This window comes from Microbacterium sp. LMI13-1-1.1, from assembly GCF_040815625.1.
Taxonomy (GTDB): domain Bacteria; phylum Actinomycetota; class Actinomycetes; order Actinomycetales; family Microbacteriaceae; genus Microbacterium; species Microbacterium forte.
The window spans coordinates 497341-518610 of the sequence record NZ_JBFPNL010000006.1 but is presented as its reverse complement, the minus strand read 5'-3'; the positions used below and the strand labels follow the sequence as shown (position 1 = coordinate 518610).

Genomic DNA, 21270 nt, shown 5'->3' with positions numbered 1-21270 from the left:
TATCGCGCGGCAGGGCGGCCCACCCACGAAAGGACACCATGACCGATCCCACCCTTACCTTCGACCATCGCCCCGGGCGCATCGCCGCAAACCTCGGCGGCTCCCGCGCCACCGCCCGCGCACTCCTCGACATCCCGTATGAAACGCGCGTGGCACTCCTCGCCGAGGTCGCCCGCGTCGGCGCGAAGCGCGTTCTGGCCTTCACAAAAACGCAACCGACACCTGGGATTAAGCGCTGATTTCGGACTTAGCCTTGGAGATATGACCGACCTCATCCCCGCCGAAGTCATCGCCCAACTCCTTGCGCAGCGAGCCGCACGCCAACCCAAACGGCCATCCGCTGGCGCATCCCGCGCCAGCGGGCACGGGGCTGCCCCTCAACCGTTTAGCGCCCGGGTAACTAGGCTCCGCCCCGTTGAGTCACCCATCACGTGCCCCATTGACGATGAGCACGTCATGGGGATCGGCGAGGTATGCGGCTACTGCGGGTTCCATGACCTAGCCTCGGCAGCATAGCCACAACGTCCAACGCCTCGCCTACCGACTTCTAGGATGACCGCATGGGCCTTCTTGACTCGATCCGCGCGTTACTCGGCGGCGCTCCTCCGCAGCCGACCCGCCGCATCGCACCGACCTCGCCCATCCCGCCAACGCCCAAGTCGCGCGTCACCTTCCGTGCAGAGGTAGTCAGCGAGCCACATGAGAGGTCGTATCTGGGGCTGGAGGACCTCGGGCGGCCCTGGCGTTCTGCGCTCTAGGCCCCCGAGGACACCACTGTAGGTCCAGGGCGATAGCCTGCTTGCCATGGATGTCGATTGGGCGATTGAGCAGCTTCGCCGCTACTTGCACCTCACTGAGCGCGTCGCGCTGCCACCCGCGGAACAGGCGTCCAACCGGAAGACGCGTAAACGGGGCGAGCCATCAGAAATTGCTGCCGCCGCGCACGTTGTGGAGGCCATCTCCCTCGCGGTCTACGGAGAGGGTCGGCGTTGGATCGGCCGCGAGCACGCTGAGAAGCTCCTCTGGGAACTCACCGACGGGGCGACGGTGCGGCAGAAGCTCGGGTTGTCTGACCCCGGTCCCTCCATCGAAGCTGACCGCCTGCACCCCTGGGTGTGGGAGGCCGCAGAAGCCCACTGGCGGAGCGGCAACCACAGAGCCGCGGTTTGGGCCGCGTCCGTCAACGTCAACTCCCGCACGCAAGGGAAGGTCAATAACTCCAGGCTGAGCGAGAGCAAGCTTCTTCAAGAGGTCTTCGGCCTTGACGACCCTGCACCCGGTCGTCCGCGACTGAGGCTCACCGGCGGAGCCAACCCAGAACTCTTCAAGGATGTGCACCTCGGCGCAAGTGCGCTTGGACGCGGACTTTACGCCGCGGTCCGCAATCCGATCAACCACGTCACAGAAGAAGCTCATGGCCTAAGCGAGACGGAAGCGCTCGAAGCGCTCGCGGGTTTCAGCCTGCTGAGTCGATGGATCGACCGCGCCGAAGTCGTCTCTGTCGATGAAGTTGCGCACGCCGATACGGTCGAAAGCCGCACCCCGCTGCTTGACCCTCAGTAGCTCCACTTCGGGGCCTCCTTGCGTCCCGCTGCCTCGGCGTCCTCGGGATCACTCGGCGTCCTCGGTCTCGATGGCCGGAGCTGCGCCCAGGACCTCGATTTCCGTGGACGTGTAGCTCACGGTCTTGCCCTTGCGCGGTCCGTTCTTGGCGATGAAGGAGACCGGCACGAGATTGAGGCGGAGGAGCGCGGGTCCGCCGACGGCGTCGATCTGGCCCTCGATGTCCTCGGCGGCCAGGAAGTGCGCCAGGCCCCACGAGTTGGACTTGAGGACGAAGATGCCCAGGTTGGGGTCGTCGGCCAGGCGGAAGGTCAGCTCGGCGGACGGAACACAAGCCCACTCGCCGTTGGGACCCCGAAGCACCATCCGCTGGCGGATGGCCCTCGAATCAGTTACGACGACATCGATGGCGGCGACCCTGCCCGGGTACAACTCGCGCAAGCGGGCAGCCAAACACGCGTCTCCGGTCGTAACCGCCCACTCCAGACCGCCTGACTGGAGTTCCCCGACGCCGGTTTCCGAGAAGCCCACGTCCAGAGCGTCGGCCTGGATTTCGCTCGCGAAGATGCGCATACCCATCCCTACGCAGCCAGCAGCTCGCCGCCGAGTTCGACCTCTACCGCCGCCATCAGCTCGGCGAGGTGATCGGCTCCGATGCCTCCCAGCGCCGGACCCGCAAGCAACAGCGCTCCAAGCCCGTCGATCCCGTCGCGGCCAAGCGCCAGCTCCACAGTCCGGCCATCGGCCAGCGTCGCCGCCCAGCCCCACGCCACACCCTCCACCGCGCGCCAGCCGTGTGCCGCCACGAGTGCCTCAAGCTTGTCCATCATCATCCCTTCTCGGCCAGCAATGTGCCCGCCCGATGACGACAGTAACAGCGTTTAAACTCCCTGATCACCACGTAAATATCTTTGCGCGAGACGCCTCCCGGGCAGCCGACACTTGGCCCAGTTCGTGTTAATCTGAAACCCCGGTGCAACGGACGCATCTCCTCGATCTCCGGATCGTCGAGAAAGGGCTGCAGCGCTCCGAACCCGCTCACCGACGCGAGCACGTCGCGCACGCACGCGGCTTCGTCGTCGATCATCGCCGCGCCCCGTGCGAGCGCCAGATCGTTGAACCTGCGGACCTCCGCCAGCGCGATGGCGCGCGCCGCCGCGGGATCGGATGTCGGATCCGTGCCCTCAGAGCGGGGTCGCTGCCGCACGCGCTCGGCGACGAGGACGGGAGGCGGGATCACCCGAGCATCCTCGCAAGGATCGAGCGCCGCCCGTCGGAGTTATCCACAGCGACAGCGCTCGGGCTGCGGGCGGATCCCCAGCATCGACGGATCCCCCGATCAGTAGACTTATCTCACCGCGCGGGAGTGGTGGAATTGGCAGACACGCAGGATTTAGGTTCCTGTGCCCTAGGGCGTGTGGGTTCAAGTCCCACCTTCCGCACCGATCTGTCGTGTTCCCCGCGACAGGTGTCTGTACCGCCGCACACATCACTACGACGGGAAATCCATGCATCACGCCGCTCTCATCCCCTGGCTCGACCCCGCCACCATCATCGGATCGGCCGGGCCGTGGGCGCTTCTCGTGGTGTGCTTCATCGTCTTCGCCGAGACGGGCCTGCTGGTCGGGTTCCTGCTTCCGGGCGACACGCTGCTCGTGATCTCGGGCCTGCTGTCGCACCCGCTCGCGGGTTCGGAGCACGGAGTCTTCGGCATCAACGTGTGGATCGTCGCGCTGCTCATCGGCCTGTCGGCGTTCGTCGGCGGCGAGGTCGGCTACCTGATCGGCCACAAGGGCGGGCCGGCAGTCTTCGAACGCAAGGAATCAGGGCTCTTCAGCAAGAAGAACGTCGAGCGGACGAACGCCTTCTTCGAGCGCTTCGGCGGCATCACGGTCATCCTCGCCCGTTTCGTGCCGATCGTGCGCACCTTCGCCCCGGTCGCCGCCGGTGTGGGCCACATGCCGTGGCGCCGCTACACGCTGTACAACCTGATCGGCGCCATCCTCTGGGGCTTCGGTCTGACGATGTTCGGCTACGCCATCGGGTTCATCCCGCCGGTCGCGCACTTCGTCGAGAGCTACATCGACCTGATCCTGCTCGCCGCCGTCGGTGGCACCGCACTGATCACCGTCTGGCACTACTTCTCGGAGCGCCACAAGGCCAAGAAGGAGGCTGCGGCCGGCGAGGGTGAGACCGACGCCGCCGAGGCCGAAGAGCTCGCGCTCGACCCCGAGGTCTTCGACCGCGCTCCCGACTTCGACGGCGACGGCAAGCACTGATCTCGAACGACTGAGAGAGGGGGGCTGAGGACTCAGCCCGCCTTCTTCTTGCTCGGGCTCTTCTTGGTGCTCTCCTTCTTATCTGACGACTCCGAGCGCGCGGCCTTCGTGCGAGCGACGCTGGCACGCAGCGCCTCCATCAGGTCGATGACCTCGCCGCTCTTCGAGTCGTCCTCGGCCTCGCCGAAGGTCTCCGAGACGTCGAACGTGTCGCCCGCCTCGATCTTCGCGTCGATCAGAGTGCGCAGCTCCTTCTGGTACTCGTCGACGAAAGACTCGGGGTCGAAATCGGCCGAGTAGCTGTCGACGAGTGAAGCCGAGAGCTCGAGTTCCTTCTTCGAGATCCGCACATCCTCATCCAGAGCCGGGAACGCCGCCTCGCGCACCTCATCGGCCCACAGCAGCGTCTGCAGCACCAGCACCTTGCCCCGCACGCGGAGCGCAGCGAGGCGGGTCTTCTGACGGAGCGTGAACCGCACGATCGCGGTGCGGTCGGTCTGCTCGAGCGTCCTGCGCAGCAGCACGTATGCCTTGGGCGACTTCGAGTCGGGCTCGAGGTAATACGGCTTGTCGAGGGTGAGCAGGTCGACCTGGTCGGAGGGCACGAACTCGACGACATCGATCTCTCGGCTCTTCTCGGCCGGGAGCGCCGCGAGATCCTCCTTGGTGAGAACCACCGTCTGCCCCTCGTCGACGTAGGCGCGATCGATGTCGGCGTAGGCCACGGTCTCGCCGCACACCTCGCACGTGCGCTGATACCGGATGCGTCCGCCGTCCTTCTCGTGCACCTGATGCAGCGGCACGTCGTGGTCTTCAGTCGCGGAATACACCTTGACCGGCACGTTCACGAGGCCGAAGGTCAGCGCGCCCTTCCAGATCGTTCTCATGCCCCCAGTGAACACCAGCCGCCCCTTTGGGGGCCAGTACCTTGACTACGCTGGCGCTATGGCTCCGGAGGCGCAGAACGTGCAGATCGACGGGCGTCGGCTGCGCATCACGAACCTCGACAAGGTCGTCTACCCCGAGACCGGCACCACGAAGGGCGAGATCATCGCCTACTACACGGCGATCGCGCCCCACATCCTGCCGCTGCTCGACGGACGCCCGGTCACCCGCAAGCGCTGGGTCGAGGGAGTCGGAACAGCGGGTGCTCCCGCCGACGCGTTCTTCACGAAGCAGCTCGAACCGGGCGCTCCGAGCTGGATACCCCGACAGGAGATCCAGCACTCCGACGGACCCAAGGCCTATCCCCTCGTCGAGGACGTGCCGACCCTGGTCTGGCTCGCTCAGGTCGCGGCGATCGAGCTCCATGTTCCCCAATGGCGCTTCGGCTCGGATGGCCTGCCCGGCACACCCGATCGTCTCGTGCTCGACCTCGACCCTGGCCCCGGCGTCGGGCTCGCGCAGTGCGCCGAGGTCGCCCGCATCGCCCGCGCCCTGCTGACCGATATCGGTCTCGTGCCGGTGCCCGTCACGAGCGGCAGCAAGGGCATCCACCTGTACGCGGCGCTGCCGGGTCAGCAGACCAGCGACGAGATCTCGTCGGTCGTCAAGGAGATCGCCCGGCTCATCGAGACCGAGCATCCGGATCTCGCCACGAGCACCATGGCCAAGGCCGCACGCGGGGGCAAAGTCTTCCTCGACTGGAGCCAGAACAACGGCAAGAAGACCACGATCTCGCCATACTCCCTGCGAGGACGAGCGCAGCCGTGGGTGGCCGCCCCGCGCACCTGGGAGGAGCTCGACGATCCCGATCTGGCGCAGCTCGACTTCGCGAGCGTGCTCGAGCGGGCGGAATCGGGGCTGGATCCACTCGCACCTCTTCGCACCGAGCATCCCCCCGAGCGACCGCGCCGGGTCGAGGCGAAGTCAGAGCAGACGCCCGCAGATACGACAGCCACACGACCGGCTTCCCCACGCCACCGACCGCGCATCACCGGGGCAGCGAGCGCGTCCGCACCAGGGTCCCCCGCATCCGTCTCCCCCATGCTTGCCGAGAACGGCACCCCGGCCATCGCGCGCGGCCTCAGCTCGCCCTCGTGGGTCGAGGTCAAATGGGACGGCATCCGCGCGATCGGCACCTGGGCCGACGGACGGATGCTGCTGCACGCCCGCAGCGGCACAGACATCACAGCCCGGTACCCCGAGCTCACCGCCGACGGCGCGCCCTTCCTGCCGGTGGCCGACGCGATCATCGACGGCGAGATCGTGGCGTTCGACGCGCACGGCAGGCCGAGCTTCTCGATGCTGCAGAACCGCATGCACCTGACTCGGCCGCGCGAGATCGAGCGCGAGGTCGTGCGCACCCCGATCGTCTACATGGTCTTCGATCTGCTGCACCTCGACGGCCACGACCTCAGCTCGATGCCGCTCTCGCAGCGACGCACCCTGCTCGAGGACGTCATCTCCGACCTCGACGCGCCCGTGCAGGTGCCGCCCGTGTTCGACGACCTCGATGCGGCTCTCGCTGCGAGCGACGAGTTCGGCCTCGAAGGTGTCGTCGTCAAGGATCCGGCGTCGCGCTATCGTCCTGGTCAGCGCTCGCCCTCGTGGCTCAAGCTCAAGCACACGCGGATGCAGGAGGTCGTGATCGTCGGCATCCGTCCGGGCAAGGGCGACCGCGAGGGGACGTTCGGCTCACTGCTGCTCGCGGTACCCGACGAAGGTCGGCTGAGGTACGTCGGTCGCGTGGGCACGGGCTTCACCGACCGGATGCTGCGCGACCTGCTCGCTCGCCTCGCGACACTGCGCGTCGAATCGGCGCCGCTCGACGGCGTCCCGGCTCTCGATGCCTCGGACGCTCTGTGGGTCGAGCCGGAGCTCGTGGGCGAAGTCGAGTTCGCGAACTGGACGCCCGACGGAGTGCTCCGGCATTCGCGTTGGCGAGGGCTACGCCCCGACAAGACACCCGCAGAGGTCGTCGTCGAGGCCTGACGCCTCAGGCGTGATGCGGCTCGCAATCCGACTGCTCGGCCGGCTCGATCTGGAACGTCGAATGCGCGACATCGAAGTGGTGCGCCAGGCACGACTGCAGATCATTGAGCAGCTTCGTCGAGCGTCCGTCGGCCAGCAGAGCAGGGTCCACGCTGACATGTGCGCTGAACACGGGCGCCCCGCGCGTGAGCTGCCAGACATGCACGTCGTGCACTCCGATCACGCCGTCGTAGTCGAGCAGATGCTGGCGGATCTCGCTGACCGCGGTGCCCTTCGGCGCCGATTCGGAGAGCACCGAGAACACCTCGCGAAGAAGCGAGATCGCGCGGGGGATGATCAGCACCGCGATCATCAGTGAGGCGATCGCATCCGCGGGCATCCATCCGGTGGTCACGATCACGATCGCGGCGATGATCACCATCGCCGACCCGATCAGGTCGCCCATCACCTCGAGGTAGGCTCCGCGGACGTTGATGCTGGTGCGCTGTGCTCGGCTGAGCAGCCACATCGAGATCGCGTTCGCGACGAGGCCCACGACCGCGACGACCAGCATCAGCCCGCCCACGACCTCGGTCTCGCCCGGGTTCAGCAGCCGTCCCACCGCTTCGAATGCGACCCAGCCTGCAAGCAGGATCAGGATGATCGCGTTGATCAGCGCTCCGAACACCTCGGCTCGCTGATATCCGAAAGTGCGTCGGTCATCCGCCGGACGCGCGGCGACGGCGGCGGCGATGAGCGCGATCACGAGAGCCGACGCATCCGTGAACATGTGGGCGGCGTCGGCCAGCAGCGCGAGCGAACCGGTGAAGATCGCACCCACGACCTGCACGACCATGATGGTCGCGGTCAGGGTCAGCGAGATCGCCAGCAGGCGGCGATGGCTGGCCGAGCGGATGCCGCCGGCGGCGGGCGCATGATCGTGCATGTCTCCAGGCTAGACCGGCTCTCACGCGCGTCGGCGGGGATCCACCCAGTCGGGAATGGTGATGATTCTCAGTAGCCGCGCGCCTCAGCGGGACCGGGAGTACTCGAGCACGACGCAGCCGTTGTCGAACGAGCGCACCTGATCGAGTGCGAACCGCGTTGGGGAGAACGGGTGGCGCGCCATCGGGATGCCGGTGCCGGCGATCACCGGGTACTTCTTGACGATCAGCCGATCGATCTCGTCGAGGAGAACCCCCGCGAGCGACGCTCCGCCCGCGAGATAGATGCCGAGCCCGTCCTCCGCCTTGAGCTGCCGAACCCGCGCGACGGGGTCGGTGCCCACGACCTCGACGTTGGCTTCGCCCGGATCGTCGAGCGAGCGGCTGAACACGACCGTGCGCAGGTGCGCATAGGGATCGGTGATGCCGACCTCCAGAGCGGGCTCGTAGGTGCGTCGTCCCATGACGACCGTGTCGAACCGGGTCAGCGGTTCGTCTTCGTCTCCGCCCGCGGCGCGGACGTGGGCCGGTTGGATGTCGGCGAACTCCGTGCCCAGGACTTCGGCGAAGGCAGGGGTCACCGGGTAGAAATCGACCTCATCGTCGGGGCCTGCGATGAACCCGTCGAGGGTCACTCCGATGTAGTAGGTGAGATCTCTCATGCCGACCACCATAACCACTACGCGTGAAGTACGTCAAGCGTAGTGGTTACGGTTCGGCTCAGAGATCAGCGAGCAGAGGCAGCAGCTCGACGAAAGCGCGGGCGCGGTGCGACTGCGCCTGCTTCTCCTCCGCGCTGAGATCCCCGACCGTGCGCTCAGCCCCCGCGGCCTGGCCGTCGGGGATGAAGATCGGGTCGTATCCGAAGCCGCCCCCGCCCGATGCCTCGGTCGCGAGACGACCCGGCCAGTTGCCCACGACCACGTGCTCGCGCCCATCCGGCGTGACGAGTGCGATCGTCGAGTTGAAGTGAGCGACGCGATGCGGGTCGGCGATGTCATGCAGCTGGTCGAGCAGCAGTTCGAGGTTGGCCGCGGCGTCCTTCTTCTGCCCCGCCCAATAGGCCGAGAACACCCCGGGCGACCCACCGAGCACATCGACGCAGATGCCCGAGTCGTCCGCGAGGGCCGCGAGACCCGTGTGCCTCGCAGCGGCTCGTGCCTTGATGAGCGCGTTCTCGGCGAACGTGACGCCGTCCTCGACCGGCTCCGGGCCGTCATACGCGATGATCTCGAGATCAGGGCGCGCAGACGCGACGATCTGCTGGAACTCCGCGACCTTGTGCGGATTGTGAGTGGCCAGGACGACCCTCATCAGCCCGCGAGAGCCTTCAGCTGGTGGTCCTTCAGGTCGGCGCAGCCCGCGACGCCCAGATCGAGCAGGGCGTCGAGCTCGCGCTTGTCGAACGGTGCGCCCTCTGCCGTGCCCTGCACCTCGACGAAGAGCCCACGACCGGTGACGACGATGTTCATGTCGGTCTCGGCGCGGACGTCCTCGACGTATGCGAGATCGAGCATGGGCTCGCCGTCGATGATGCCGACCGAGATCGCCGCCACCGAATCGAGCAGCGGCGTCGCGTTCTTGCCGATGAACTTCTTCTCCCGGCCCCACTCGATCGCGTCTGCCAGCGCGACGTACGCTCCGGTGATCGCGGCCGTGCGCGTCCCTCCGTCAGCCTGCAGCACGTCGCAGTCGATGACGATCGTGTTCTCGCCGAGAGCCTTGGTGTCGACAACGGCGCGAAGCGCGCGACCGATCAGTCGGGAGATCTCGTGCGTGCGTCCGCCGATGCGACCCTTGACGCTCTCACGGTCGTTGCGGCTGTTCGTCGCGCGAGGAAGCATCGAGTACTCGGCCGTGACCCACCCCTTGCCCTTGCCGGTGAGCCAGCGAGGGACGCCGTTCGTGAACGACGCCGTGCACAGCACCTTGGTTCCGCCGAAGCTGATCAGGGCCGATCCCTCGGCGTGGCTGCTCCATCCGCGCTCGATCGTGATCTCGCGGAGCTGGTCGGTGGAACGGCCGTCGGCGCGGACGATGCTGGTCATGGGTTTCCTTCGGGTGGAGGTGGATGAAGCGGGTGCTGCGGGGAGAGCTACGACCCGGAGGCCGTCGCGGGGAGGGTGATGACGCCGGTCTGCACGAGCTGGACGTCGCGCACCTCCCGGCCCATCAGACGGTTGGCGAGGGCGGTGAACTCGGTCGTCGAGTCGCCGGTCGCCTCGTAGACGTACGACGCCGTGGCGTCGGGAGAGGCGAGAAGGTCGCCCCGCACGAGCTGACGGTACACATCACCGGCGGTCTCGTCGTCACTGGACACGAGCGTGACCCCCTCCCCCATCACGTAGCTGATCGCACCGCGGAGGAACGGGTAGTGCGTGCACCCGAGCACCAGCGTGTCGACGTCGGCATCCCGAAGCGGTGCGAGGTACTCCTCGGCGGTCGCGAGCACCTCCGGCGTTCCGGTGATGCCCCCTTCGACGAACTCCACGAAACGAGGGCACGCGGCGGTGAACACCTCGAGGCGCTCGTTCACCTCGAGCATGTCCTGGTAGGCACGCGACCCGATCGTGCCGACAGTGCCGATGACACCGACGCGGCCGTTGCGCGTCGTCGAGACGGCTCGGCGCACCGCCGGACCGATCACCTCGACGACAGGGATGTCATACCGCTCCCTGGCATCGCGGAGCATGGCTGAGGACGCGGTGTTGCACGCGATCACGAGCATCTTGACGCCCTGCTCGACCAGTGTGTCGAGGACTTCGAGGCCGTACCGCCGCACGTCCGCGATGGGCTTCGGACCGTACGGGGAGTGTGCCGTGTCGCCGATGTAGACGAACGATTCCCGGGGCAGCTGGGCTCGGATGGCACGTGCCACCGTGAGTCCGCCGACACCGGAGTCGAAGATTCCGATCGGGGCGTCGTTCATGACTACCCAGCCTACCTGCGCGCGAGCGCGTCATGCTCAGCAACCCGTGCGGGTGTCGTCACTAAGCTGAGCGGATGACGACGTCCACGGCGCTTCTGACCGATCGTTACGAACTCACCATGCTCGCCGCCGCGCTTCGCGACGGCACGGCATCACGACCCAGTGTGTTCGAACTGTTCTCCCGGCGATTGTCCGGAGGCCGCCGCTTCGGCGTCGTGGCCGGCACCGGCCGCCTGCTCACGCTGCTGCGCGAGTTCCGCTTCGGAGACGACGAGCTGCGCTTCCTGCGCGACAACGACGTCGTGGATGCCGAGTCGCTCACCTATCTCGAGAACTACCGCTTCACCGGCTCGATCCGGGGCTACCGCGAGGGCGAGCTGTACTTCCCGGGTTCTCCGATCCTGACGGTCGAAGGCAGCTTCGCCGACGCCGTCGTGCTCGAGACGCTGGCTCTCAGCGTCCTCAACCACGATTCGGCCGTCGCCACTGCAGCATCACGCATGAGCATCGCCGCCGGCGAGCGACCGCTCGCCGAGATGGGATCACGCCGCGCGGCAGAGCAGTCGGCGGTCGCGGCGGCCCGCGCCGCATACATCGCCGGCTTCCGCGCGACGAGCAACCTCGAGGCCGGACGTCGCTGGGGAATCCCGACGATGGGCACCGCCGCGCACTCGTGGACCCTGCTGCACGAGACCGAGGAAGAGGCCTTCCGCTCGCAGATCGACAGCCTCGGCACCGATACGACCCTGCTCGTCGACACCTACGACATCCGCACGGGCGTCGAGACGGCCATCCGCGTGGCCGGCACCGGCCTCGGCGGTGTGCGGATCGACTCGGGCGACCTGCCGATCGTCGCCGCAGAGGTACGGGCGCAGCTCGACGAGCTCGGTGCGACGAGCACACGCATCACGGTCACGAGCGATCTCGACGAGTATGCGATCGCCGCGCTGGCGGCGTCACCGGTCGACGCGTACGGTGTGGGCACCTCAGTGGTCACGGGCTCCGGATACCCCACGGCGAGCATGGTCTACAAGCTCGTGGCTCGCCAGGATCCGAGCGGAGCGTGGATCGGAGTGGCCAAGGCCTCGACCGACAAGGCATCCCACGGCGGGCGCAAGGCCGCATTCCGCACACTCGTCGACGGCGTCGCCGAGGCTGAGACGGTCGTCGTCTCAGACGGCTTCGAAGAGCTCGACACGCCGGCGGAGCACGCGGACGGGCGGGCGCTGCAGACGACCTTCGTCGAGGGCGGAGAGATCGACACGGCGTTCGAAGGTGCCGAAGGCACCGCTTCCGCGCGGGCACATCACCTTCGAGTGCGGGAGGAACTTCCTGTGCGGGCGCTCGCGCTCAGCAAGTCCGACCCGGCGATCTCCACCGTCTTCGTCGACGCGAGCTGACTGCCGGCGAGTCGGCGCAGACTCAGCCGACCATCGTCTCGTAGATCTCCTTGCACGTGGGGCAGATCGGGAACTTCTCGGGGTCGCGACCCGGCGTCCACTTCTTGCCGCACAGTGCGCGCACCGGCTTGCCGGTGATCGCCGATTCGAGGATCTTGTCCTTCTTGACGTAGTGCGAGAAGCGCTCGTGATCGCCCGGCTCGAGGTTCTCCTCGCGGAGGAGTTCTTCCAGTTCGCGATCAAGCGTTGCCACGCCGCCCTGATCGGGGCTGTCCAGCGGAGTACTCATGCCGAGAGTCTAGCCGCGCACGCGCCCCGTGGGGCGGCTGTCACGCGGTCTCGACGAACTCCATCAGCCGCTCGCCCTCATGCTCGAAGATGCGCCCGCCCACACCGACGCCGATCGCGAAGACCGCGATGCCGGTCGCGAGTCCCGCCCAGAACGTCGCGGGAGCGAACTGCGACCCCTCGAGCATCGTGAGCACGAGCAGCCAGATGGTCGGCACACTCACGACGATCGCGCCGAGGAACGCCGCGGCGGGGCCGTATGCACCGCGCGACGTCGGCCGCTGCGGCTGCTGGAACGGGCTGTCGCCCGGACGCGACACGGCGTAGGGAGCGATCACCGAGACGATGCTCGAGAATCCGAGTGCCGACAGCAGGAGGCTGGCCCCGAGGCCGGTGAGCGGAAGGAGCAGACGCCAGTCGTCGATCCACAGCAGCGTGAGGGGAACGGCGATGGCGAGCACGGGAACGGCCACGAGCATGACCGGGACGAGTCGTCCGAGACGATCGGGGATGCCGCGGACGCCGCTGGCCACGTGCGTCCACAACGCCGTGGAATCGTAGGCGACGTCGTTGTGCGGGAGCCACCCGAAGAACAGGGCCATCACCGGGACCGGAACGAGCGCAGCGATCTCGAGCGGCACTCCGGCGACGAGGAGAGGCAGCACGGTGAGCACGCCCGCGACGGGGACGACGATGAGGTTCATGATGTACCTGCGGTCGCGCAGCCAGTAGACCAGGCTGCGCGAGGCGATCGCACCGAAGGCGTTCGACGGGAGCAGGCCGAACCAGCCGAGGCCCGAGCGCTCCCGCAGGGTCACGGGCCGCTCTGTGGTGGTGAGCAGTCTGCGCACCAGCCACGACCACGCCACGCAGAGCACCAGGATGGTGACGAGGGCCACGATGCCGCTGATCCAGTTTCCGGCGACATCGTTTGTCGCGAAGGAGAAGAGGAACCGCGACGACGCCGCCAACGGGGTGAATCCGATCGTCGCCGTCAGCGACGCGACCGCCGCAGGAACCTGCCCGTCCCACTTGAGCGAGGCGAGGAACACGGCGACGGGGAACGCGATCACGATCACGGCCAGTGCGAAGAGCGCGGTGAGCTCGCGCGACCGACGCTCCGGCAGCAGCAGCGCGTTGACCGCCATGCCGATGCGCGCCGAGAGGATCGTCGACAACAGGCTGACGACGCTCATCAGCACCGCGACGAACCAGGGTGCGCCGAGCCTGATCGCCACGATGCACATGCTGATGTTCACTGCGATCAGGGCGAGGCTCGGGACGCTGACGAACGAGGCGAGGGTGAGGATCCAGGGCATCTGCCGCTCGTCGACCCCGAACACCGCGAAACGCCGGGGATCGAGCTGGTCGACGGCACCCACGAGGATCGGCCCGACCAGGAACCCGAGGAGCAGAGCGGCGCTGCCGAGCACGATGACCGTGCGCGCGACAGCGACAGGGGCGTCGTCGAGGCTGAGGACCGCCGCGCAGACCACAGCCGTCAGAACCACCACGACAGCGAGCATGACCAGGGTGCGCACCCGACGTTCGCCGCGAAGCGATCCGATCAGGAGCGCCGCCCTCAGTCGGAGAACGTGTGCAGCCACTCGAGCCCCTCCACCTCTCCGATGCCACCGGAGAGTTCGACGAACCGCGCTTCGAGCGTCTGCCCTGCGCGGACCTCATCGATCGTGCCTTCGGCGAGCACCTCTCCCCCGACGATGATCGCCACGCGCGAGCAGACGCGCTCGACGAGGTCCATGCCGTGGCTCGAGAGGACCACCGTTCCACCGTGCGAGACATAGGCGCGCAGGATGTCCAGGATCACCGCGGAGGACACCGGGTCTACGGCCTCGAAGGGCTCGTCGAGCACCAGGACGCGCGGCGAGTGGATCATCGCGCCCGCGAGCATGATCTTCTTCGTCATGCCGGCCGAGTAGTCGGAGACGACGCGGTTCAGCGCCTCTCCGAGGTCGAAGGCTCGCGCGAGATCGGCGACGCGCTTCTCGATCACCGCCGATGCGAGCCCGCGCAGCAGCCCGTAGTAGTAGAGGAGTTGCCGCCCGGTGAGCCGGTCGAACGTGCGGAGGCGATCGGGCAGCACGCCCATCATGCGCTTCGCAGCGAGCGGCTTCGCCGACTGATCGATGCCGCAGATCGCGATGTCGCCCGCGTCGGCACGAAGAAGGCCCGCCACGATCGAGAGCGTCGTGGTCTTGCCCGCGCCGTTGGGACCGACGATGCCGTAGAACGACCCTGCGGGCACAGTGAGATCGATGCCGTTGACCGCGGTGTGGTCGCCGAAGCTCTTCACGAGGCCGCGGATGCGGATGGCTTCGGAGCCGGATGCCGCCTCGATTCCGCTGACGGCCTCATCCGTCTCATCCATATCGGACACGGCGTCGACGAACTCGGATGTCGCGTTCTCGTCGACGGTCGGCTCCTCAGCGGACTCGATGACCGGCTCGGCTTCCGCCGTGGCGCCTTCGACCGGTGACGTGTCGAGGGCAGGGTCGGCCGACGCTTCCTCTGCGGATCGCGTGCTCGGAGTCGACTCGACGGGCGCGGACGTCGCATCGTCTTCGCTCTCGACGGCGAGCGCGTCGGAGGATGCCGCCGCCTCGGTCGTCAGCGGCAGCGAGGGCGTCTCGATGTGCGTCTCGACAGCGGCATTCTCTTCGAGAGCCTCGCCCGTCATTTCTGACTCAGCGACGCCGAGCTCGCGGGCATCCGCGTCGGCCGTGGTCACATCAGCCCCCGTTGCGTCCACAGCGACGGCCTGGATCGCCGCAGTGTTCTCAGCCTCGGCTGCCGACTCCTTCGTCGCAGCCGCCTTGGCAGCGGCCGCCTTCGCTGCCGCCGCCTTCGCTGCCGCAGTCTTCGCCGCTGCTGTTCTCGCGGCAGAGGTGCGCGCCGCCGACTTCGCCGCAGCGCTCTTCTCTGAGGCCGCCTTGGCGGCGGCGGTCTTCGCGGCGGCGGTCTTCGCGGCCGACGTGTTCGACGTGCCTGAGGCAGCGGTCTTCGAGGCAGCCGTCTTCTCAGCGGGGGTCTTCGCAGCGGCGGCCTTGGCAGCGGCGGTCTTGGCTGCCGTCGCCGTGCTCGCTGCGGAACGTGCCGAAGCGGACTTCGCCGCAGCCGCACGAGCCGTCGTGTCGCGCGTCGAGTTCTTGGCTGCGGCCGCGCGCGCCGCAGCGGTCGTCGTCTTCTTCGATCCTGCGGATCGCGGACCGGAGCTTGCGGAGCTCCGGTCGATCTTCAGCGCCGGCTCGGCGACCACCTCGACGGTCGGCGCGGCCTTGTCGGCTGCTGCCTTCGACGGAGCACGTGTGCCGGTCGTCTTCTTCGCGGGGGCCTTGCGGGCGGGAGTCTTCTTCGGGGCGGCGGGCGCGGCGTCAGCCACCTGATCGGTGCGGTCGTCGGAGGAAGAAGCAGTCACCGTCCTACGGTATCAACGGGTGCCGACTTTCTTCGGGTCACCGCAACAAATCGCCCTTCGGATCGTCAGACCGACCTCTCGTCGCCCCGATCTGGACGAATCTGAGTGTTGGGTGTGTACTGGATCACGAATTGGCAACAGCGACCTCAACCCCCGGGGCTTCCCAGGCTTGATCGCTAGCATGACTCTCGGCACGACGAAGTGTCTGGTCGGTGAACCGACCGTGAACACATACTTCCTTTAGGAGCACTCGTGACTCTTCAGACAGTCATCCTCGCAGCAGGCATGGGCTCGCGCCTGGGCCGTGCGCTGCCGAAGCCGCTCACGGAGCTGAGCGACGGCCGCACGATCATGGGCCAGCAGCACGACAACATCCGCGCCGCCTTCGGATCGGACGCCCGCATCACCGCCGTCGTCGGATACCGCGCCGAGACCATCATCGAAGCATTCCCGAACGTCAACTACGTGCACAACGAGCGCTACGACGAGACCAACACCTCGAAGAGCCTGCTGCGCGCCCTCAGCGCCACGGGCAAGTCCGGCGTGCTCTGGATGAACGGCGACGTGGTCTTCGACCCGATGATCCTGGGTCGGGCGGCCGCCTACATCGAGCGCGACCAGTCGTTCGTCACCGTCAACACCTCCAAGGTCAGCGACGAAGAGGTGAAGTACACGGTCACCGCCGAGGGCTTCATCAACGAGCTCTCCAAGACCGTCAAGGGCGGCCTCGGCGAGGCTGTGGGCATCAACTACATCTCGTCCGCGAACAAGAAGGCGTTCATGCGTCAGCTGCAGCGGGTCGAGGATCAGGACTATTTCGAACGCGGCCTCGAGCTCTCGATCGCGGAGGACGGACTCCTTCTCGAGCCGATGGACGTCTCCGACCTGTACGCGGTCGAGGTCGACTTCGCCGAAGACCTCGAGCGGGCGAACCTGTTCGTCTGATCGCTTCCACGAAAGCCCGGCTCCGTCAAGGGGAGCCGGGCTTTCGGCGTTTTCGCGGTCTGGGTTCCTAGGATCGTTCCATGGCCCCCAAGGTGCACAAGATCCACTCCCTCCCCGACGACGCCGCGTGGGACAAGGGGGTGCCGCCGGTGGGCTCCGCGGAGCACCCGCTGATGGTCCGAGGACTCGATCGCGTTCTCGCCATCCAGCGCCCTCTCGTGCTCGCGCATATCCGCAGCATCCGCCTGAGGAACCCGCACGCGTCGCCCGAGCAGATCATCCGCATCCTCGAGCGTCGCTACCTCGCGGCTGTCACGACCGGCGGTGCCGCCGTCGGCGCGACCGCCGTCGTTCCCGGGATCGGCACAGGCATCACCCTCGCCCTCTCAGGGGTCGAGACCGTGGGGTTCGTCGAATCGACCGCACTGTTCGCGCAGTCGGTCGCCGAGGTCCATGGGATCGCGGTCTCCAACCCCGACAGGGCCAGGGCACTGGTCATGACCCTGATGCTCGGCAAAGAGGGCGTGGCGCTGGTCGGACAGCTGGCAGGACAGGCGACGGGTCGCGGCGGCACGCGATCGTCGTACTGGGGTGAGACGGTGACCAAGTCGCTTCCTCGGGCCGCTGTCGGACCGCTGGTCGACCAGCTCAAGACCCGGTTCGTGAAGCAGTTCGCCGCGAAGGGCGGAGCATCCTTCATCGGCAAGGCGCTGCCGTTCGGAGTCGGTGCCGCCGTGGGTGGCGCGGGCAACCACATCCTCGGACGCCGCGTCCTCACGACATCGCATCATGCCTTCGGCGCCGCCCCGATGGACCTGCCCCTCGAGCTCGAGCCGGTCGACGGGGCAGAGAAGCTCGAACTGCGGATGCTGCACGGCGCGCAGTTCGTCGGCGGCGCCGTCGCGGGTGCGGCCGGATCGGCGGCACGCGGTGTGGGCTGGGCAGGACGGAAGATCGCATCCGTCGGTCGTGGCCGCAAGAGCGGCGCCGACGAGATCGGCCCGTCGGGAACTCACGATCTTCCGGGCGAGCTCGGATCCGGCAGGTCGGACGTCGTCCAGGACTGACGCGATTCGGCATCCGCCGCAGCCTGCGCCGACTGCACGACAGCAGCCAAAGGATCCGGCGACCCGTTGTGGCGAGCATCCAACGGACGAGGCCGACCCGACGATAGGGTGGAATCCGTGACGGACAAGCCCGAACTCTCGACCACCGCCGGCAGGATCGCAGACCTCCGCGCTCGCTACAACGAAGCCGTTGTCGACGCTGAGAAGGTCGCGCAGGAGAAGCAGCACGCCAAGGGCAAGATGACCGCCCGCGAGCGCATCGAACTGCTCGTCGATCCAGGGAGCTTCGTCGAGTTCGACGAGTACGTCCGACACCGCACGACCTCGTTCGGCATGGATCGCAATCGCCCGTACGGCGACTCGGTCGTCACGGGCGTCGGCACGATCCACGGACGCACCGTGGCCGTGTACTCGCAGGACTTCACCACGTTCGGCGGCTCTCTGGGCGAGGTCTCGGGCGACAAGATCATCAAGATCATGGAGTTCGCGCTGTCCGGCGGCATGCCGATCATCGGCATCCTCGATTCGGGCGGAGCCCGCATCCAGGAGGGCGTGCTCGCGCTCAGCAAGTACGGTGAGATCTTCCGTCTGAACACCCGTTCGTCGGGCGTCATCCCGCAGATCTCACTCATCATGGGCCCCGCAGCCGGCGGCGCCGTGTACGGCCCGGCGCTGACGGACTTCGTGATCATGGTCGACAAGACCAGCCAGATGTTCGTCACCGGCCCCGACGTCATCAAGACGGTGACCGGCGAGGACGTCGGCATGGAAGAGCTCGGAGGAGCCCTCACGCACAACACCCGCTCGGGTGTCGCCCACTACCTCGCCGAAGACGAGGACGACGCGATCGACTACGCTCGCACGCTGCTCGGGTTCCTCCCCGACAACAACATGGCGGAGATCCCGGCTTACGAGAGCGGCTTCGAGTGGGAGACGACGGATGCCGATCGCTCGCTGAACACGATCATCCCCGACTCCGCCAACCAGCCGTACGACATCCACACCGTGATCGAGCACGTCGTCGACGCGGGCGACTTCATCGAGGTCCAGCCGCTCTTCGCACCGAACATCGTGATCGGCTTCGGACGCGTCGAGGGCCGCTCCGTCGGCATCATCGCCAACCAGCCGTCGCAGATGGCCGGAACCCTGAACATCGAGGCGGGCGAGAAGGCCAGCCGGTTCGTGCGATTCTGCGACGCGTTCTCGATCCCGATCGTCACGCTCGTCGACGTGCCCGGGTACCTGCCGGGCACCGACCAGGAGTGGACCGGCGTCATCCGCCGCGGCGCGAAGCTCATCTACGCGTACGCCGAGGCGACGGTTCCTCTGGTCACGGTCATCCTCCGCAAGGCCTACGGCGGGGCCTACATCGTGATGGGCTCGAAGCAGCTCGGTGCGGATGTCAACCTCGCCTGGCCCACGGCGGAGATCGCCGTGATGGGCGGTCAGGGTGCGGTCAACATCCTCTACCGCGGCGAGATCAAGCGTGCCGAGGAAGCCGGCGAGGACGTCGCCGCCGTGCGCACACGCCTCGCCAACGAGTACACCTACAGCGTGACCTCGCCCTTCCTCGCCGCGGAGCGCGGCGAGATCGACGGCATCATCGAGCCCGCGAACACCCGGGTCTCGATCGCCAAGGCGCTGCGCGCCCTCCGCGGGAAGCGCGCCGAGCTGCCGCCCAAGAAGCATGGGAACATTCCGCTGTGACCATCGGGGCAACGCGGGACGCGACGCCGGCGGAACACCAGCCGCCCACGATGCAGATCACTCGGGGCGCCGCCACCGAGGAGGAGCTCGCCGCTCTCATCGCGGTGGTGAGCGACGCCTACGCCCAGGAGGCTTCCGAGGCCGTGGCAGACGAGCCTCGCGTGTCGGCATGGGCCCGCACGCAGCGACCGCTGCGACGTCCGCTGCGACGCGACATCCCGTGGGGCCGCTTCACCGGCTGACCGCAACACGGGCACGGAGTGCCTGCGAGGCCCGGAGCCCCCCAGCTACCGGGCCACGCAGACGACCCTCCGATGATGCGGGGCCGTCGCCCCTGGCACCTTGTAACCCCAGATGGCGCATCTCTTCGATAGTACATCGAATGGAGTTATAGCCCTGGGGGTCTAACCGATATACCGGTATGTGAATCGCGAGGCGGCGTTCAGTCCTCCAGGTAGAGATCCGAGGCCCGGGGTGTGAGAACGGCGTCGAGCACGACACAGGCCGCGCCCACCGCACCGACGTCGTCTCCGACGACGGCACCGTCGACGGTCAGTGTGCGCACTGCGCGAGTCGCGCTCCTCCGGTGCAACGGCTCGGGGATCTCACGAAGGTAGACATCGGAGAGCGGCCCCCAGAACGGGCCCCCGAGGACGACGCGATCGACGTCGAGCACGTTCGTGAGCACCGAGATCAGCACCGCGAGATGACCGGCAGAACGACGCAGCACGCCGAGCGCCGGCAGCTCCCCTGCCGAGGCCCGCTCGCACAGGCGCAGGAACCGCTCGTCGACCTCGTTCGCGCCTCCGCCCTGAGGCTCATCGTCGAACACTCCCGCCGCCTCGGCCTGCTCGACGATCGCCTGCGGAGTGCACACCACCTCTACGCAGCCGCGCGAGCCGCACGCGCACGGCGGCCCCTCCGGGTCGACCATGATGTGGCCGATCTCACCGAAGTTGTGGGTGCTGCCGGCAACCACGCCGCCGTCGCGCGCGGCGGCTGCTCCCAGCCCCGTGCCGAGGTACACGAAGAGAAAAGACCCCTCAGACGTCGCATCTCCCGTCCACAGCTCCCCCACCGCGGCAGCGGTGGTGTCCTTCTCAAGCGTGACCTCGAAACCCGTCGCCTCCGCGAGCACCGAGCGCAGCGGAACACGGTGCCACCCGTCGAGCTTCGGAGGGTCGATCACGGTACCCTTCGCGGCGTCGAGCGGGCCGGGAGCGGCGACTCCGACTCCCGCGACCAGATCCCGATCGATGCCCGCTTCGTCGATCAGGATCTCGATCGTCTTCGCCATCGTCTCGACGATACGGCTCGGATCTCGGTCCTGAGTGCGCACGACCCTCCGACCGACCGCCTCGCCGGTCATGTTCAGCAGCACGAACGTGATCACAGCCGGATCGAGATGCACGCCGACCGAGAAGCGACTCTCCGCCACCAGGCGCAGCGTGACGCGCGGTTTGCCCGGCCCGTTGATGGTCCGCCCTGCTTCGGCGATGAGCCCCTCGTCGAGAAGACGCCGGGTGATGTTGGTGATCGTCTGCGCGGAGAGACCGGTCGCCTCGACGAGTTCGATCCGGCTGAGTCCTTCACCCGACCGGCGGATGGCCTCGAGGATGACCGACTGATTGAAGTCGCCCATACGGGGGAGGTTTGTTCCTCGACGCATTCCCATGCCCCATCTTCTCGCACCGGGGCCGCATCCGTGTCCCCCAAAATACCTACAGACAACGACTTGACTAACCGCGAAACTGATTAGGACGCTCAGCGTTCGGCTGGTCTCTCTGTCCCAGGGTAGA

General features: G+C 67.4%; 22 protein-coding genes and 1 tRNA gene. 10 read left to right on the top strand and 13 right to left on the bottom strand.

The window, feature by feature from the left end; all coding sequences use genetic code 11:
• The first annotated feature begins 38 nt into the window (after nucleotides 1-38).
• On the top strand, nucleotides 39-239 hold the full coding sequence (locus MRBLMI13_RS15945; RefSeq protein ID WP_367823246.1) for a hypothetical protein: 201 nt from the start codon (nucleotides 39-41) through the stop codon (nucleotides 237-239).
• Between the two features lie 565 nt (nucleotides 240-804).
• Nucleotides 805-1563, top strand: coding sequence for a TIGR02391 family protein (locus MRBLMI13_RS15940; protein ID WP_367823248.1), 759 nt, complete (start codon nucleotides 805-807; stop codon nucleotides 1561-1563).
• Between the two features lie 48 nt (nucleotides 1564-1611).
• Here the strand turns inward: MRBLMI13_RS15940 and MRBLMI13_RS15935 are convergent, their stop codons facing one another.
• The 3 genes from MRBLMI13_RS15935 to MRBLMI13_RS15925 are packed head-to-tail and all read right to left on the bottom strand — an operon-like array spanning nucleotide 1612 to nucleotide 2803.
• Nucleotides 1612-2136, bottom strand: coding sequence for a hypothetical protein (locus MRBLMI13_RS15935; protein WP_367823250.1), 525 nt, complete (start codon nucleotides 2134-2136; stop codon nucleotides 1612-1614).
• 8 nt (nucleotides 2137-2144) lie between these two features.
• Nucleotides 2145-2393 carry a hypothetical protein gene (locus tag MRBLMI13_RS15930; RefSeq protein ID WP_367825049.1) on the bottom strand — a complete coding sequence of 83 codons (249 nt, stop codon included), beginning with the start codon at nucleotides 2391-2393 and terminating at the stop codon, nucleotides 2145-2147.
• Complete coding sequence (locus MRBLMI13_RS15925) at nucleotides 2393-2803, bottom strand: hypothetical protein (RefSeq protein ID WP_367823254.1); 411 nt, start codon at nucleotides 2801-2803, stop codon at nucleotides 2393-2395. Before MRBLMI13_RS15925 ends, MRBLMI13_RS15930 begins: the two co-directional genes overlap by 1 nt.
• 120 nt (nucleotides 2804-2923) lie before the next feature.
• Between MRBLMI13_RS15925 and MRBLMI13_RS15920 the strand changes: the two genes are divergently transcribed.
• Both MRBLMI13_RS15920 and MRBLMI13_RS15915 read left to right on the top strand, forming a co-directional pair.
• A tRNA-Leu gene (locus MRBLMI13_RS15920) sits at nucleotides 2924-3005 on the top strand.
• 66 nt (nucleotides 3006-3071) lie between these two features.
• Nucleotides 3072-3842 carry a DedA family protein gene (locus MRBLMI13_RS15915; RefSeq protein WP_042536508.1) on the top strand — a complete coding sequence of 257 codons (771 nt, stop codon included), beginning with the start codon at nucleotides 3072-3074 and terminating at the stop codon, nucleotides 3840-3842.
• A gap of 32 nt (nucleotides 3843-3874) precedes the next feature.
• Here the strand turns inward: MRBLMI13_RS15915 and MRBLMI13_RS15910 are convergent, their stop codons facing one another.
• On the bottom strand, nucleotides 3875-4729 hold the full coding sequence (locus tag MRBLMI13_RS15910; protein ID WP_367823256.1) for a Ku protein: 855 nt from the start codon (nucleotides 4727-4729) through the stop codon (nucleotides 3875-3877).
• A gap of 58 nt (nucleotides 4730-4787) precedes the next feature.
• On the opposite strand from MRBLMI13_RS15910, the gene ligD reads away from it, so the two are divergent.
• Entirely contained in the window at nucleotides 4788-6776 is a 1989-nt protein-coding gene (gene ligD / locus MRBLMI13_RS15905; protein ID WP_367823258.1) for a non-homologous end-joining DNA ligase, read from the top strand.
• A gap of 4 nt (nucleotides 6777-6780) precedes the next feature.
• Here the strand turns inward: ligD and MRBLMI13_RS15900 are convergent, their stop codons facing one another.
• The 5 genes from MRBLMI13_RS15900 to murI form a co-directional block, all read right to left on the bottom strand.
• Complete coding sequence (locus MRBLMI13_RS15900) at nucleotides 6781-7701, bottom strand: cation diffusion facilitator family transporter (protein ID WP_079113194.1); 921 nt, start codon at nucleotides 7699-7701, stop codon at nucleotides 6781-6783.
• Between the two features lie 84 nt (nucleotides 7702-7785).
• Nucleotides 7786-8361, bottom strand: coding sequence for a dihydrofolate reductase family protein (locus MRBLMI13_RS15895; protein ID WP_367823261.1), 576 nt, complete (start codon nucleotides 8359-8361; stop codon nucleotides 7786-7788).
• 58 nt (nucleotides 8362-8419) lie between these two features.
• On the bottom strand, nucleotides 8420-9013 hold the full coding sequence (gene rdgB / locus MRBLMI13_RS15890) for an RdgB/HAM1 family non-canonical purine NTP pyrophosphatase (protein ID WP_042536504.1): 594 nt from the start codon (nucleotides 9011-9013) through the stop codon (nucleotides 8420-8422).
• Nucleotides 9013-9747, bottom strand: a complete 735-nt coding sequence (rph, locus tag MRBLMI13_RS15885) for a ribonuclease PH (protein WP_042536503.1) — start codon at nucleotides 9745-9747, stop codon at nucleotides 9013-9015. The genes rdgB and rph overlap by 1 nt, the downstream gene beginning before the upstream one ends.
• A gap of 47 nt (nucleotides 9748-9794) precedes the next feature.
• Entirely contained in the window at nucleotides 9795-10628 is an 834-nt protein-coding gene (murI, locus tag MRBLMI13_RS15880; protein ID WP_042536502.1) for a glutamate racemase, read from the bottom strand.
• A 74-nt stretch (nucleotides 10629-10702) separates the two neighbouring features.
• On the opposite strand from murI, the gene MRBLMI13_RS15875 reads away from it, so the two are divergent.
• Entirely contained in the window at nucleotides 10703-12028 is a 1326-nt protein-coding gene (locus MRBLMI13_RS15875) for a nicotinate phosphoribosyltransferase (protein ID WP_367823264.1), read from the top strand.
• A gap of 22 nt (nucleotides 12029-12050) precedes the next feature.
• Here the strand turns inward: MRBLMI13_RS15875 and MRBLMI13_RS15870 are convergent, their stop codons facing one another.
• Genes MRBLMI13_RS15870 through MRBLMI13_RS15860 form a run of 3 tightly spaced genes read right to left on the bottom strand, consistent with a single transcriptional unit; the run spans nucleotide 12051 to nucleotide 15752 of the window.
• Nucleotides 12051-12317 (bottom strand): DUF3039 domain-containing protein, encoded by a 267-nt coding sequence (locus MRBLMI13_RS15870; protein ID WP_042536500.1) that lies wholly within the window; start codon nucleotides 12315-12317, stop codon nucleotides 12051-12053.
• 40 nt (nucleotides 12318-12357) lie between these two features.
• A complete protein-coding gene (locus MRBLMI13_RS15865; RefSeq protein ID WP_367823266.1) occupies nucleotides 12358-13923 on the bottom strand; it encodes a hypothetical protein in 1566 nt (521 codons plus the stop codon).
• Complete coding sequence (locus MRBLMI13_RS15860; RefSeq protein ID WP_367823269.1) at nucleotides 13899-15752, bottom strand: ABC transporter ATP-binding protein; 1854 nt, start codon at nucleotides 15750-15752, stop codon at nucleotides 13899-13901. The genes MRBLMI13_RS15865 and MRBLMI13_RS15860 overlap by 25 nt, the downstream gene beginning before the upstream one ends.
• A 252-nt stretch (nucleotides 15753-16004) precedes the next feature.
• On the opposite strand from MRBLMI13_RS15860, the gene MRBLMI13_RS15855 reads away from it, so the two are divergent.
• From MRBLMI13_RS15855 to MRBLMI13_RS15840, 4 genes are all read left to right on the top strand, one after another.
• A complete protein-coding gene (locus tag MRBLMI13_RS15855; RefSeq protein ID WP_042536498.1) occupies nucleotides 16005-16697 on the top strand; it encodes an NTP transferase domain-containing protein in 693 nt (230 codons plus the stop codon).
• A gap of 80 nt (nucleotides 16698-16777) precedes the next feature.
• Nucleotides 16778-17764, top strand: a complete 987-nt coding sequence (locus MRBLMI13_RS15850) for a hypothetical protein (protein WP_367823271.1) — start codon at nucleotides 16778-16780, stop codon at nucleotides 17762-17764.
• 117 nt (nucleotides 17765-17881) lie between these two features.
• Nucleotides 17882-19471 (top strand): acyl-CoA carboxylase subunit beta, encoded by a 1590-nt coding sequence (locus MRBLMI13_RS15845; protein WP_375137374.1) that lies wholly within the window; start codon nucleotides 17882-17884, stop codon nucleotides 19469-19471.
• Nucleotides 19468-19713 (top strand): acyl-CoA carboxylase subunit epsilon, encoded by a 246-nt coding sequence (locus MRBLMI13_RS15840; protein WP_367823273.1) that lies wholly within the window; start codon nucleotides 19468-19470, stop codon nucleotides 19711-19713. The genes MRBLMI13_RS15845 and MRBLMI13_RS15840 overlap by 4 nt, the downstream gene beginning before the upstream one ends.
• 200 nt (nucleotides 19714-19913) lie before the next feature.
• Here MRBLMI13_RS15840 and MRBLMI13_RS15835 read toward each other — a convergent pair whose 3' ends face one another.
• Nucleotides 19914-21113: an ROK family transcriptional regulator gene (locus MRBLMI13_RS15835; protein ID WP_056373363.1), complete on the bottom strand. Its 1200-nt coding sequence runs from the start codon at nucleotides 21111-21113 to the stop codon at nucleotides 19914-19916.
• Nucleotides 21114-21270: the final 157 nt, after the last annotated feature.